Here is a 15,872-nt window from a genome sequence, read left to right as displayed (position 1 = left end):
TTTTTGAAAGAACTGATTGAAATAGCTTTCTCGCCGGTAAATGCTTTCCTCAGCATTATGTCAATATTGCTGATAGTCTATTGGCTGCTGGTTATTTTTACCGGCCTTGACCCTGAATTCTTCAGCATTGACTTTGACGGAGATGCGGATATACATGTAGAGCATGGCAGTATTGATGTAGATGCCCGGCCAGACAAGCATGTGCATAATGAGGATGGCGACGCCGGTACTTTTATTAATATTCTTAAGTTCTTCAATTTCGATGAGTTGCCGCTGATGTTCATGCTTACCATACTCTTCTTCTGCATGTGGTTTATCAGCGTAAATGTTACTTACTATTTCAATATTACAAGTACGCTAACAGGGGTGTTGCTTTTGCTGCCCATGTTATTGGTAAGCCTGTTTGTAGTTAAGTTGCTTGTAAAACCGCTGGCTTTTCTGTATAAACACATCAATCATAAAGGCGAGCCTGAAATAGATTTCCTTGGCAGAAGGTGCATGGTAATATCAACTGTATCTGCCACCAAAATAGGCCAGGTTGAGTTGTTTGTAAACGGCGACCAGATTAAAGTATATGCAAAAAGCAACAATAACGAAGAGTTGAAGGCTGGTCAGGAAGCTGTTATTGTAGATGAAGCAAGTGATAAAAAATACTATCTCATAGAAAAATTTGACTATTAATTATTTTAAACCCTCTACGCAATGGTTGAAACTTCTGCCCTCATTATTATGATAGCCGTTATAATAGTAGCTATCGGTTTGCTTGTCTGGATTATCTCCATGTACAAAAAGATTATCCAGGGTAAAGTTCTGGTACGCACCGGCGCCGGTGGTACCAAAGTGTTTTTCAATGCCGGCCTTGTGGTGCCGGTGTTGCACAAGATGGAAATAATGGACATATCCGTTAAAAAGCTGGAGATTGAAAGAACCGGCGCCAATGGCCTTATTTGTAAAGACAATATCAGGGCCGATATTAAAGTAGCTTTTTTTGTACGGGTTAATAAATCCACACAGGATATTATCAACGTAGCGCAAATTATCGGCTGCGCCCGTGCTTCAGAAATAGAAGTGCTGCGCAACCTGTTTGATGCCAAGTTTTCCGAAGCATTAAAAACCGTTGGTAAAAAGTTTGATTTTATAGAATTGTACGAGGCCCGACGCGAGTTCAGGGAAGAAATTATTTCCATTATCGGTACAGACCTTAATGGCTATGTGCTGGACGACTGTGCCATAGACGACCTGGAGCAAACCAGCATAAGTTTTTTGAAGGCTGATAATATACTGGATTCTGAAGGCATTAAAAAAATAACCGAGCTTACCGCGGTTCAAAATATTAAGGCCAACCTTATCAAAAGGGAGGAAGAAAAAACCATCCGCAAGCAGAATGTAGAAGCCCGTGAGGCCATAATAGCGCTGGATAAGCAACTGGCTGAAAAAGAAGAACAACAGAAACGCGAAATAGCCAATATAAAATCAAGGGAAGAAGCTGAAATTAAAAAAGTAGCGGAAGAAGAAAGGTTGAAGGCGGAGTCGGCCCGCATCATTACCGATGAAAAAGTGGCCATAGCCAGTGAAAACATGGAACGTCAGGTGATAGTTGCCCTTAAAAACAAACAGCGCACAGAAGCGGTTGAAACGGAAAGGGTAGAGAAAGACCGGGCTTTGGAAGCTACAGAAAGAGAGCGAATTGTTACACTTGCACAGATAGAAAAAGAGAAAGCGGTGGAAGTGGAACGTAAGAACATACAGGACGTAATACGCGACAGGGTGATGCTGGAAAAAGGTGTGGTGCAGGAACAGGAAAATGTAAAAGATATACAGGCTTTCAAGGCGGCAGACCGCGACAAAAAAGTGGCCATTACCGCTGCAGAAAAAGCGGGTGAAGAATTGTTTATCAAACGGGTAAAGGCTGCCGAAGCAGAAAAAGAAGCGGCCAAACAAAGAGCGGAAGAGTTGAATATAGATGCTCAGGCCCAACGCGACGCCAGCGAGAAAGATGCCCAGGCCCGCAAGGTGCTTGCAGACGCTAAAGCAAAGGAAGAAGCTGTTGTTGGCTTAAGTGAAGCCCAGGTATTGCACGCCAAAGCAGACGCTATGGAAAGGCAGGGCACAGTAGAAGCGTCCATCATTGAAAAGAAAGCCGTGGCCGAAGCTTCCGGCATCAGGGCTAAGGCCGAAGCGTTTAAGTCGCAGGGGCTTGCAGAGGCGGATGTAATTAAAGTAAAAGCCCAGGCAGAAGCCAGCGGCATTGATGAAAAGGCCGAGGCTATGAAAAAGCTGGACGGTGTGGGTAAAGAGCACGAAGAATTTAAGCTTAAGCTAAATAAAGAACTGCAGGTTGATTTGGCGCAGATCAATATTCAAAAAGATATCGCTGATGCCCAGGCCACTGTAATTGGCGAAGCCCTTAAGGCGGCACACATTGATATTGTTGGCGGCGAAACCATGTTCTTTGAGCAGATTGTTGGCCAGATAACCAAGGCCAAAGGCTTTGACAGGCTGGTTAACCACAGCGAACACATTACCGATATCAAGGATGCTGTAATTGGCGATGGTAACGGCGGGGAAAACCTGCTCGACAAGATTAAAGGCTTTGCCGATAAATACGGTATAAGCTCTGAAACGCTTAAGAATTTTACCGTGGCCAGCCTGTTGCTGGAATTGCAGCAGCGCAGCAGCGACAAATCAGAAAAAGGCATGTTCGCCAACCTCGCAAGCCTTGCCAAACAGCTTGGCTTGTCTGATAAAAAGGTAAAGTAACGTCAGTCAATTTGTTTTGGCTTCGTGAGGGGTTTCAGGGGGTGCCCCCAAGCTAACGCAAGGGGTCGGGCTTTCCGCTCATACTCCGGCGCAAAAGCAGCGCTGCGATGCCCTCACCGGGGTATCCGCTGCAATCCCTCACCCAAAGGTGCAACACGCCGCTTCTTTCGTGTAAAGGGTTTAATAAGTACGGGTTATGAAACATTTTGTTTAGCCATTCCCTTTATGGTAAAACACATAAGAAGCTTTCGCATAAAGTACTTCGTACTTCATATTTCGTACTTGATACGGTGTATGCACAGGCGCAACTTTTTCCGGCAATATAATTGCGCATTTCATCATTAAACAGTGTCTTTACAGAGATGAACCAGGAACATAGCACGGCTGAAACCGTTTTGGAAGGTGGCACATACGAAATTATCCGCGGCCGCCTGCAGGCGCAGAAAGCCGGTTTGCTGGAGCGGCTACGCAAGCTGAATGATGTAAGGAAAGACGTGTTCGGCAGCATTGAAACAAAGCTTATAGCCAATAACAGGATTCAGACAGAAAACAGTTGCATATCCCGGGATATTGTATCCATTGGCAACCTGTGTATTTTTGGCTACAATGTTCATTTTGGGCTAAGAACAGAGATAAAGCTGGATGATGTTTTCAGCGTATTCAGCTATGAAGACGGAAACTTTAAACACGTAACGCTTAATACAATATCAGATGCCGGTTTTATTGATGATTTTGTTAACCTTTACAGGTACTACCGTAATACAAGATTTTACAAGTTTTCCATTATTGGAAATTATCTGTATATGGTATTTCAGCTAAGTGAAAGCTTAACGGATATCAAAACTTTTAAATGGCTTATAAAGGAAAACAATCTTGTATATGTAGACAACCGCAGCGATCATGAATACCGCTTTCCCAACCAACACGATTTTAGCTGGGTACAAACAACCAGGGATATGCAGAAGTATGGTAAATACCCGCATGTTTCCATACTGGATAAAGTATTTGTAGAAACCATCGGCGGAGACCTTACCATAAAGGTTGAAGACAATACCAATAAAGGAAAGGGTATTTACCACGAGCCGGTTTCTCATCCGGACCAAACCCTTGACGATGGCGGTTTCCGCTATGCTGATCTTGGCAATTTATTAGCGCTCGAAATAAAACCTTTCCAGGAAGAAGCCCGCTACTTTGTTTACAACCATAAGCTGAAAGAGGTTCAGAAAATTGACAGTATAAAATCCTCTGCCATATTGTTGCCCGATAACCAGGGCCTTGTATTTTCCAACGGTTATTATCTACAGTCAGGAGAATATAAAATCTTTGAGAACAGTCTTTCGAATGTAAAGTTCCAGGAGCGTTTGGCTTCTCCCAACGGAGAAGATTTTATGTACGTTTTCTTCGAAGCGTTACTTGGCCGTTATGTATTGATACAATACAACATCATCAGCCAGTCTGTTAAAACGCCTATTATCTGCAACGGTTATACTATTCTAAAAAACGGAGAGCTTTGCTATTTTGTATCAGAAGAAGAACAAACAAAAAATCATGTAATTCAAATCTGGCAAACGCCGTTCATCCAGGGCAATATTATTTCTCCCGTACACAAAGACTCTTACGTTTTTAAAATCGGCAACAAAGACATTGTAAAAGCGATGGCCGATTGCCAGATGGTTATCACCCTGCTGAATAAAGAAGACAACTACAGCGGGTTGTATAACGACCTGGCCCGCTTTGCGCAAAACATACTGGATAGCTATTACTGGATTGACACTGAGGAAACCTTCAGGCTTAGCATACCCCTGGCAGAAATAAAGAATACAGCCGGCGCCGCCATTGACGAGTTTGAAAAAGTTGTTCAGTTAAGGCAGGCCGCACAAAAAGCAACGCAGCAAACAAAAGAAAAAGCGCTGGCTTTATTCGGCAAAATAAAAAGTGCTTCGTTCGCCGGTATAGACGATTTTGTTATGGTGCTTACCAGCCTGCGCAAATTGCATGGCGAAGTAATAAGCCTGAAAGATGTACGGTATATTGATGCCGGTTTCATCAGCGGGTTGGAAAAAGAAATTGCAGAACAATCAGATAAGGTTTCCCGCCATTGTGTACAATTTCTGCTGGATGATAAAGCGTTGGCGCCTTACCAACAGCGTGTGGAGGAAAAAAGGAAAGTGCTGGAAACGGTTGCTAAGGTGGTTGAGGGAAAAAAGCTGGAAGAAGAAACCATCCAAATTACGCAAGACCTTGAGATGTTAATTGAGACGGTAACCAATCTTAAGATTGAAGATACTTCTCAATCCACGAAAATAATTGAGTCTATCTCATCCATATTTTCCGGGTTAAACCAGTTGAAGGCTGCGGTTAAAAACAAAATACAATCGCTGGCAGGTTCAGAAGCCAGCGCCGATTTTGCCGCACAAATAAAATTAGCCAGCCAGGCCATTGCCAATTATCTGGATATGGCTGATACGCCGGAGAAAGCCGATGAGTTGCAGAACAAAGTATTTGTGCAGTTGGAAGACCTGGAAGCCAGGTTTGCCGGGTTTGATCAATTTATTGCTGCTATTATGGAAAAGCGGGAAGAAGTGCACACCGCTTTCGATGCTAAAAAGAATAGTCTTGTTGAGGCAAGAAATAAAAAAGCTATAGCGTTGGAAAGTGCAGCCCAGCGCATCTTGAAAGGGGTGGCAAAAAAGGCCTTGGGCTTTAACAGCGCGGAGGAAATTAACGGGTATTTTGCCGCGGACATGATGATTGGCAAACTGCGGGATCTAGTTGAGCAGTTGCACGGCCTGAACGATACCGGCAAAGCTGAAATGATTGAAACCGGGTTAAAGTCCGCAAAAGAAGATGCCCTGCGAAAACTGAAAGACAGGCAGGAGCTATACGAGGATGGCAACAGCATTATAAAACTTGGCAAGCACAAATTCAGTGTTAACCAACAGGTGCTGGATCTTACCATTGTTTATAAAAACGGCAGCCTGTTTGCCCACCTTACCGGTACAGACTTTTACCAGCAAATCAAGAATGATACATTGTCCGCTTCTCAAAAATACTGGGGGCAGGAGTTGGTTTCAGAAAATGAAAAAGTGTACCGTAGCGCCTACCTGGCATATAAAATCTTTCTGCGTTTGCAGGCAAATCCTGCCGCGGCACATGCCGATGAAGCTTTATTGGAACTGGTAAAAGAAGAAACATCCCAAAGCTACACAGAAGGCTATATAAAAGGGGTGCATGATGCAGATGCCTTCAGGTTGCTAAAGGTATTGCTGAATAAGCATCATGACCTTGGCCTGTTAAGGTACACACCGCAACAACGTGCTTTTGGCCGTTTTTTCTGGAACAGCATGCTGGCTGAAGAACGGCAGCTGTGGAATAAAAGGATAAAAGCCGCAGGCGAAGTGCAGGCCGCTTTTCCAACAGGTAAATCCTACCGGCAAACTATTGATGCCCTGGAAAAAAGGTTGACAATTTTTACTGCTGAAAGCCAGTTGCTGGCAAGGCATCCAACAGATATTGCAGCTATAGCCAGCTACCTGTTTGATGAACTGAAAACAGATGATTCTTTTTGCATCAGTTTTAAAGCCGCAAAGCTGCTGGAAAAATTTGAAGCAACCCTGGCTGATAAAAACGCTGATACAGCCTTCAGGCATAGCATTGAAAATTCGGCGTTAATTGATGAAAAAATTCAACTGGCCAGCCAATGGGTGTCGGCATTTTTAAGCGAGCAGGCCAACCCGGAGAACAACGATTATCTTTTTGAAATAGTTGCTTTGCTGCTCTTCAGGCATGAATCTTTCGACAACATCATCAGTGAGCACCCGGTACAGGTTGTTGAGGGTATAGCCGGCTCTCACCCAAGTATAGAAGAAGGGAGGCTTACATTTAATTACCATGCTTTCATGCAGCTCTTGTCAGGTTACTTTGCTGCAGAAGCACCGGCTTTTGAAAGTTTCAGGAAAGAGCGTCATCATATAACCACGCAGTTAAAAGAAGAATTGCGGCTTTCTGAGTTTGAGCCCAAAGTATTAACCTCTTTTGTAAGGAACAAACTGATAGACCAGGTATACCTGCCTTTGTTTGGCGACAACCTGGCCAAACAGTTAGGTGCTGCCGGTGAAAACAAACGTACGGACCGCTCTGGCATGCTGCTGCTGGTATCTCCGCCGGGCTACGGTAAAACCACTTTGATGGAATACATTGCCAACCGGCTTGGGCTCGCTTTTATGAAGATTAATGGCCCTGCATTAGGGCACGATATCACCTCGGTTGATCCTCTTTCTGCCAACAACTCTGCCGCCAGGGAAGAGTTGAAGAAGCTTAACCTGGCCCTTGAAATGGGTAATAACGTAATGCTGTACATTGATGATATACAGCATTGCAGCCCTGAGTTTTTGCAGAAGTTCATATCGCTGGCCGATGGCACACGTAAAATGGAAGGCGTTTACAACGGCAGGCCCAAAACCTATGATATGAAAACAAAGAGATTTTGCGTGGTGATGGCCGGCAACCCTTATACAGAAAGCGGGGAGAAGTTTAAAATTCCCGACATGCTGGCCAACCGCTCAGACATCTATAACCTCGGCGATATTATCGGTAATACTGCGGACCTGTTTAAGCTTAGCCTGGTAGAAAACGCTTTAACCGCTAACCCTGTATTAAGCCAATTGGCAGCCAGGAATGCTGGAGACCTTTATGCCTTTATCAGCGCTGCGGAAAACGGCACAATAGAAGGGCTTGATTTAAAAGGCAGCTACAGCAAACAGGAAACAGAAACCTATTTGTCTTTACTGGGCAAAGTGCTGAAAGTGCGTGATACGCTGCTAAAAGTTAATGAGGCTTATATTAAATCTGCCGCTATGGACGATGCCTACCGCACAGAACCGCCATTTAAACTGCAGGGATCTTACCGTGACATGAACAAGCTGGTGGCAAAAATTGTGGCTGTAATGAACAACGAAGAACTGCAAACGTTGCTGCTTACGCATTATGAAAATGAATCGCAGACTTTAACCAGCGCCGCTGAAGCCAACCTTTTAAAATACAAAGAACTGGCGGGTGTTTTAACAGAAGCAGAACAAGCCAGGTGGTCATCCATAAAAGAAACCTTTCAAAAAAACAATAAGCTTAAAGGATTGGGCGGAGAAAATGGAATGATGCAGATACTCTCGCAAATGATTGAGTTTACCGAACATGTTGAAGGTATAAAAGAAGCGCTCAAAACCGGTATTCAAAAAGCTGCCGGTAACAAAATGTAGTAACCGACTTTTCATGTATGCCTACCAGAGAATGATGGCCAGCCGGGCTTGCTCAATAATGTACCAGGCGTACAAGAGTGCGACGCAACGATGCTTAATTGATGTTCCTGCCGCCGGGTACAAAAAATTCTTCCTGGTTTTTTAGAACCTTACCGTAGGGCATTTTACTGCCTTGCCGCCACTGCTGTACAAACCCGTTTTTACAAGTGACAATTCATAAGCGCCACGCGACTGGTTATAGCTCTTTAGCAGAGATGAAGTAACGTCATAGTTTACTGTTAGCTTAAAGTCTGCAAGCTGGTAACCCACCATGGGTATAAAAGCGTCGTTGGCACGGTAATAAATGCCGCCTATCAACTGCGTGTTGCCATCGCCGCTAAGGTTGTAGTTAGCGTTAAGGCCAATAACTGTTTCCCAGGCATTGCCCATCTTGCTTATGTAAGCGTTGGGGTTAACAATCCATTGATCGTTGAGCTTAAATGCGCCGTTCAAAAACAGGTTAAAACGCATGGCCAGCCGCTGGTCTGTAAGGGAGTTGGAAGAGAAGAAAGACTCCCTGGGCCTGTTGATATGCGACACGCTGAGGCCCACGTTGTAATAGGTATTGTCGTTGGGAAAATAAGCATAGTTCATGCCGGCCTGCAGGTCAAAATAGCTTACGCTGCTGTAGGCAAACGGCTCGTTGTTGGGAATGGTGATATCAAAGAATTCGCCGTTCCACTGGTTGTCAAATGTAAGTTTGCTAAAGTCAACCCGCTTGTTGCTGTAGCCAATGTTAAAGCCGGTGCTTAACAAGCTATTTAACCCCAGCAACTGGTGATAAGCAATAGACCCATATGCTCTTGTAGAAGTAAGGCCGCCGGTGCCTGCCACATCTCGTAGTAAGGCGCCGCCAACACCCAGCCAGCCATTGTCAAAAGTGTTGTTGAACAACTGAACGTCGCCCCATGCGCTCATGGTTTTGTAGGGATTGTTTATAACACTTGCCCACTGGTTGCGGTAGTTAATACCCACACGCCAATCCACATCCGGCGCAAAACCTGTATTGGCCGGGTTAACCAGTAGTGGTGTATTAAAGTACTGCGAAAAATGCAGGTCCTGCGCATGGGTAATTGCTGCGGTAATGGTAACTGCAATGGCTAAGGCTGCAACCTTGTAATAATGTAATGTTCTGTTCATAAAAACCCTCCTCCTTTCATCTTTAAATCTCCCATAAGTAATATCAGTCAGTAGCAGATGCGCCATACATGGCGTATCTTTTTTTGGGGACGGACATTCGGTATTTCAATATGGCTTCGTTGTGTCACTCACTTGTACTTGCGGTTTTTCATGGCGGCTTTTCAGACCCCATAAGGAGAGACGTAATGCATACGTCTCTACCGCAACAATGTTATGTCGCCACGCTTTTGAAACTTAGTACCATCCGTAAATTCTACATCCAGCACATAGGTGTACACTTCCTGCGGTTGCAGTACACCTTTGTATTTGCCATCCCATCCTATCTTCTGTGAATTGCCTCCATACACCAATGTTCCCCACCGGTTAAAAATGCGCCATGCCAGCTTGCTTATGCCATAACCGCGTACGGTAACATGGTCGTTAATACCATCGCCATTCGGCGTAAAAGCATTGGGTACATCAACCAGCGGCACTACAATTGCCTGCACCGTTACTGAGAATGTATCTGTACAACCATACTGATTATAGGCCACCAGGCTTACCCTGTAATTGCCGGATTCGTTGTAAATATGCGAAACAACGGTGTCTCTTCTAATTGTATTAAGGCTGTCACCATCTCCAAAGAACCATTTATACCTTGTTGCGCCGGTTGATGTATTGGTAAATACATAAGGCGTGTTTTCTTTGGGTGATGTTGGCGTATAAGTAAATGATGCCGTTGGTTTGGGGCTTACAATAACAGTGAATGTGGTATCATGCACCTTATTGCAGGTGGATGTATCTGTAGCTGTAAGCCTTACTGTGTAATTACCGGGTGTTGTATACAGGTGTTCCGGGCTTTCTTCTGTTGATGTGGGCGAGCCATCACCAAAATCCCACAGGAAGTCATGGCCACCGAAAGAAGTATTTTCAAAAACCGCGGTATAAGGTGCGCAGCCAAACGGAGGCGTTGTAAACTGGGCTACCACATTTGCGGCAATGCGCAGGTTAATGGTATCCGCATCCGGGTAATTACAATAATTGGTGTCAATTAAATTAAGTATTACCTGGTAAGTGCCCGGTGCCGCATAAGTGTGGTTAACAGCTTCCATACCCGCGGTGTCCGTTACGCCATCGCCAAAATCCCATACAAAGCTTTTGCTGTTAAAGGGCAGGGTAGCTGTGGAAGTATTGGTGAATTCATATTCCAGCGATTCGCAAAGGCCCACTTTTCTTCTTGTAAAGCCCAGGTTGGCTTTATTGTCTTTGGCCTGTATTTGTACATAAGAAGTATCCGCAACATTACAGGAACTGGAATCTACAGCTATCAGCATTACATTATAAGTGCCTACATTATTGTAGGTGTAAGATGCAGAGGGAATGGTGGTGGTAATCCGGGGGCTGCCGTCGCCAAAGTCCCAGATGTATTGTTTGGCTATGGCGATTGTATCAGTGAAATCTACTCTAAGCGGAATACAGCCAACTTTATCCCTTATCACTCCCTGTATAGAGGAACGCACACCCGTACCAATACCTGCCAGTTCAAAAGCTATTTTAACCATGCCCAGGTTGCAGCGGGATGCTGTTGTGGCAGGGTTAGAAGGGCTCCACACATTACCGGGTATTGTTGGGAAAGTGCCACGTACGCCGCCCCTGTCGCAATTGGCGCAGATGGCGGTATAAATAACACCCATACGGTCAAAGCGGCTGGTGCCGCCATCAACATGGTCGCCAAGACCGCCACGTTCGCCGAAAAAGGTTCCGTATAGCTGGCTTTGTGCATCTTTCTTCAATACAAAAAAGTAAAAGTCGCTGCCATCGGTGCTGCTTTGTATGGCATCAGCAGTTACGCTAAGCCCGTTAGTATAAGCATTGGGATAGCCACCCCCCTGGTTAATACCGCCGCCCCAGCCGGATACATACACGTTCTCGCAACGGTCAACAAGAAATGCCACCGGGGATATATCCGGCGCTGCCTGCCCTTTGCCAAAAACGGTAGAATATTCCCAGCCGGAAATGTCTGGCCTTAGCTTGGCAATAAACTGCCTGCCATTGTTTTGCCGGAAAGTGGCATTAACAACGGGCCAGGTACCCGTGGTAGTGCCCATAATGTAGGGATAACCAAACTTATCAAACTGAACGCCATAAACAAGGTCGTTGCCATTGGTGCCCACGTAAGTTGATTTTACCAGCGCACCCGTACTGTTGTTAATAATGGAGACAAAACCATCGCAAAGGCCGCCCTGGTAACCGCTGAACAGAACACCGCCGGCGCCAACGCCTGGTAAATTATTGCTGACTGTAGCACCGCCTATATAAACATTATTATCAAGCGGGTTAATAGCCAGTACAAAGGCTGCATCATCTTCTGTACCGCCAAGAAAGGTTGACGTAATAACGGTGTTAAGGTTGGGGTTTGTTTTAATAAAAACACCATCCTGCTTGCCACCCCTTGATTTTTGAAATGCGTTGGCGGTGGTGGGAAAATCATCTGACTGTGTACAGGAGGCGAGGTAGATATTGTTTTGCCCGTCCACTATCACTTCACTTCTTGCATCATCGCCGTAGTTACGGTTAATGCTTGTAGCGCCCTGTACGCTGGATGACTCATATTTTGGTTTGATGTTAACACCATCCCTGCCGCTGCCCCCAAATAGCCTTGAACCAACCAGCCTTGAGCCATCGGCACTTATTTTAGCAATAAAAATATCCTCTGTTTTAGCGCCACCCTGGTTACCTGCGCCAAACTTGGCAACCGTAGTTGGAAAATCTGCTGATGAAGTTCTGCCGGCAACAATTAAATCGCCATTGTTGTCAACCACCAGGCTATGCGGCTGCTCGTTGCCGGTGCCGCCCAGGTAGGTGGCGTATAACCTGCGTGTGCCATTGGGAGAAAGTTTAATGATGCCTATATCGCAGGCCGGTACATCTTCATTGGCTCCGCCACCGGAATAATCCGTATCAAAAGAACCGGTGCTTACGGGAAAACCAGTGCCGAATACAATACCGCCGCCATAGAAATTTCCTTCGCCATCATAAGTGGCGGTATAGCCCCAGTTATCAACGGTACTTCCGGCAAAGGTGGAAAACACCAGCGTAGGATCAATAACAAGCGTTTTGGTTTTATCGTAGTTATCCACCTTAAACTTTACGATGTTGTTTTTTACGCTGTATTTACTGCTTACTTCCATGCGCCCTGTTTGCCCGGCCTGGAAAGAGTACGGCTTCAATTCTGAAACCTCACCGGCAGTGGTTTTAATTACCAGGCTTTGGTTTTTCAGTTCCAGCTTTTCGGCGCCTTCAAACTGCAGGGCTATACGTTCTACATCACCGCCGGGGTTTACAATCAAATCGTATTTTAAGTAACTGCCATCCATGTAATAGCGTATGTCAACATTGGGGTAAATGTTCTTGTACAAAACCGCCTGGTATACCTGGCAGTTGGCGCTCCATTTGGAAGGGTCTTTACCTATGAAATAATTGGCTGCTGTATTCAGTGGTTTTTCGGGTATTACCTGTGCGTTGGCAGAAGCATTTATAAATTTCATTTCGTAGGCATGGCTTCGCAGCTTGTAGTCTTTTGGGCCAGCTTGTGGCAACCTGGCCGCAGCGGCCCCGGTATCTGCATGGCTATGGGCATATTCAGCAATACGCCGCATGTCTTCCTGGTTGTTTAATACTACCTTGTAGCCTGTAGAGGTAAGGAAAAATGAACCTCCGTTAAGGTCTCCTTTAAAATGAACACGGCTATCCCACTGCCCCTTGTTTTCAATAAACTCTATGCTCTGGCTTAGTGTATTTTTCCATGCAAACAATACTAAGAGGGTTGCTATACGCGAAAAAATTTTCAAGTTGAAATTTTTTAAAAAGTTACTAATTAAAACGTTCTGCCAACATTTATTGTTGTGGTAATATTGTGCTACACCCTATCTTTTTTTTGAACGGTTTGTTGGATGGTCAATTGTAAATGGTGAATACCCTGGATTAACCTTCCTGCTGCCGTTTTTCTAATCTGTTTCTAATGTTTGCAATGGTTGATGAACGCTATGTTGCGCCACAATCAAAGCCTGTTGCACCTTGCCGAATAAGGAACAAGGCGTACAAGTGAGTGACACAAGTAAAGCTAAATAGTAGCAATGAAGCTAAGCCACAAAAGAAGCATTGTTCCAAGTGACCTTGTTCATCATCTACAAAATACTATTCACCATTACGAAATTCTGCTCCAAACAGTTTTTCCTTTTTGCGAAAGCAGGTAGTTTTTGATTGGTTGGTTTTGGTGCTGAACAAGGTCTTCGTCCTGTTCAAGAATTTTCTCAGCAAAATGTTTAGCGGTTTCGAGCAGGGTTTTATCATTAACCAGGCTGGCCAGCTTAAAGTTAAGCACACCACTCTGGCGGGTTCCTTCAATATCTCCCGGGCCACGCAATTCTAAGTCTTTTTCGGCAATTTTAAAGCCGTCGTTGGTGGCGCACATAATTTTTATACGTTCCTTTCCTTCGTTGCTCACTTTGCTGCCGGTTAAAAGAATGCAAAAACTTTTTTCGCTGCCCCTGCCCACACGGCCCCGCAACTGGTGCAGTTGCGATAAGCCGAATTTTTCTGCACTCTCAATAATCATAACAGACGCGTTGGGCACATTAACACCTACTTCAATTACGGTAGTACTTACCATAATGTGGGTATCGCCCTCAACAAAACGCTTCATATTAACATCTTTTTGTTCGGCGCTCATGCGGCCATGCACCATGCTGATGTAATATTTGGGCTCCGGGAAAAAGCTTTTTACCTGTTCGTAGCCCTGCATCAGGTCTTCGTAGCTAAGCTTTTCACTTTCCTCAATCAACGGGTAAATAATGTACGCCTGCCTGCCTTTTTCAATTTCGGTACGCACAAAGTCCATCACTTTGGCCCGGTAGGTTTCATAGCGGTGCACGGTTGTAATAGGTTGCCTGCCCGGTGGCAGTTCGTCCATTACGCTGTAATCAAGGTCGCCGTATGCGGTCATTGCCAGTGTACGCGGTATAGGCGTCGCCGTCATCACCAAAACATGCGGCGGTATTTCGGCTTTCTTCCAAAGAGCTGCCCGTTGGGCTACGCCAAAACGGTGTTGTTCATCCACTATGGCCAGCCCCAGGTTTTTAAAGTTTACTTTGTCTTCAATTACCGCGTGTGTGCCTGCCAGCATGGTTATTTCGCCCTCCTGCAGGCCCTGCAATATTTTTTTTCTTTCCGATGTTTTGGTGCTGCCGGTTAAAAGGCGCAACTGCACCGGCATATCCTTTAACAAGGCGGACAGGCCGGCATAATGTTGCTGTGCCAATATTTCCGTAGGGGCCATTAAACAGCTTTGAAAACCATTGTCTGCAGCCAGCAACATACACAAGAGCGCAACTATGGTCTTGCCGCTGCCTACATCTCCTTGTAAAAGCCTGTTCATCTGGTGGCCTTTAGCGGTATCGCTCCTTATCTCCCTGATTACCCTTTTTTGGGCGCCGGTAAGCTCAAAAGGCAGGTAGTTGCTGTAAAAGCTGTTAAACAGGTTGCCAACCTTTTCAAATATTACGCCCCGGCTGTTGCGGTGGCGCTCCAGGCGTACCAGGTTAAGCCTAAGCTGGGCAATAAAAAACTCTTCAAACTTCAGGCGGTTAACAGCCTTGTAATAGTCATCCGTTGTTTTGGGAAAGTGCACATCGCAGTAAGCCCGGTAGCGGCTGGTTAGCTGCAGTTGTTCCAATAAATATTCAGGCAGGTTTTCGGGAATATCTTTTTCAGAAAGCTGGGCCAGCAGGGCGCTGGTTAATTTGCCCATCTGCCGTGCATTAAGGCCCCGGGCTTTTAATTTTTCTGTTGTTGGGTAAATAGGCTCAAGAAATGTGCGGCCTTCGGCGCTTACTTCAGACAGCGCTTCAATTTCAGGATGGGTAATCTGCGGTTTACCGTTAAAAAAACCTGTTTTGCCATACACCAGGTATTGCTGGCCGGGTTGCAGCATTTTTTGTACCCAGTTAATGCCCTGAAACCAGGTAAGCTCAATAATGCCGCTGGTATCTTTAAGCTGGGCGGTTAGCCTTTTTGCCCGGCTTTCTCCAACGGTTTCCATATTAAGAAGGGTGCCGGCCACCTGTATGTAATCTGTTTGATAGGTAATATCCCTGATAAGGTTTACCTGGGTTTTATCAATATGGCGGTGCGGAAAATGCTCCAGCAGGTCGCGAAAGGTAAAAATACCCAGTTCTTTATGCAGCATATCGCCACGCAGCGGGCCTACGCCTTTCAGGTACTCAATAGGTGAATCTAATATGGATGGCTGCTGGTGAATAATGCCTTGTTTTTAAGTACGCAAATATCAACGTTAAGTAAATATGTTGAACGGTGCAATGTTCAGTGTTGAAAGTTGTTGGTTTTAGGGTATAAAAATTTTTGAATATGTCGTTGCAAGCCTTTACAAAGTGCCAGGGAGGCGCTGCCGTTAACATGAGGCATTAAAGTAACGAACATAAAACGGTAAAGCCTTGGAGAACTGGAGGCTGTAAAATAAACTGTGTCAAGGTTAAAAAATAAGATAACCTTTAACACATCAAGATGAAGTCAAAAACAGAAACACCGTTCGGGTTTGATTACGAGGCCGTGAAGAACAAGGCCCTGGAACAACTCAAGAGTGGAAAGCCACTATTAGGAAAAGAAGGTGCTTTGGCGCCG

6 protein-coding genes are annotated in these 15,872 nt (G+C 45.1%); 3 read left to right on the top strand and 3 right to left on the bottom strand.

Annotated features, from left to right (window positions below):
- The first annotated feature begins 3 nt into the window (after positions 1-3).
- The 3 genes from F0364_RS08320 to F0364_RS08310 all read left to right on the top strand — a co-directional run bounded on the left by F0364_RS08320 (position 4) and on the right by F0364_RS08310 (position 8,015).
- Positions 4-681 carry an OB-fold-containig protein gene (locus F0364_RS08320; RefSeq protein WP_153797312.1) on the top strand — a complete coding sequence of 226 codons (678 nt, stop codon included), beginning with the start codon at positions 4-6 and terminating at the stop codon, positions 679-681.
- Between the two features lie 48 nt (positions 682-729).
- On the top strand, positions 730-2,760 hold the full coding sequence (locus F0364_RS08315) for a flotillin family protein (protein WP_207632571.1): 2,031 nt from the start codon (positions 730-732) through the stop codon (positions 2,758-2,760).
- 362 nt (positions 2,761-3,122) lie between these two features.
- Positions 3,123-8,015: a DNA repair ATPase gene (locus tag F0364_RS08310; protein ID WP_153797310.1), complete on the top strand. Its 4,893-nt coding sequence runs from the start codon at positions 3,123-3,125 to the stop codon at positions 8,013-8,015.
- Between the two features lie 141 nt (positions 8,016-8,156).
- Here F0364_RS08310 and F0364_RS08305 read toward each other — a convergent pair whose 3' ends face one another.
- From F0364_RS08305 to recG, 3 genes are all read right to left on the bottom strand, one after another.
- Positions 8,157-9,194 carry a PorP/SprF family type IX secretion system membrane protein gene (locus tag F0364_RS08305; protein WP_153797309.1) on the bottom strand — a complete coding sequence of 346 codons (1,038 nt, stop codon included), beginning with the start codon at positions 9,192-9,194 and terminating at the stop codon, positions 8,157-8,159.
- A gap of 197 nt (positions 9,195-9,391) precedes the next feature.
- Complete coding sequence (locus F0364_RS08300) at positions 9,392-13,024, bottom strand: DUF7948 domain-containing protein (RefSeq protein WP_153797308.1); 3,633 nt, start codon at positions 13,022-13,024, stop codon at positions 9,392-9,394.
- Positions 13,025-13,380: 356 nt separating this feature from the next.
- Positions 13,381-15,474: an ATP-dependent DNA helicase RecG gene (gene recG, locus F0364_RS08295; RefSeq protein WP_262885372.1), complete on the bottom strand. Its 2,094-nt coding sequence runs from the start codon at positions 15,472-15,474 to the stop codon at positions 13,381-13,383.
- Positions 15,475-15,872 lie beyond the last annotated feature (398 nt).

The sequence above is a fragment of the Foetidibacter luteolus genome (assembly GCF_009650435.1).
Lineage (GTDB): Bacteria > Bacteroidota > Bacteroidia > Chitinophagales > Chitinophagaceae > Foetidibacter > Foetidibacter luteolus.
The sequence above is the reverse complement of the archived record's forward strand: the minus strand, read 5'-3'. Positions and strand labels throughout refer to the sequence as shown.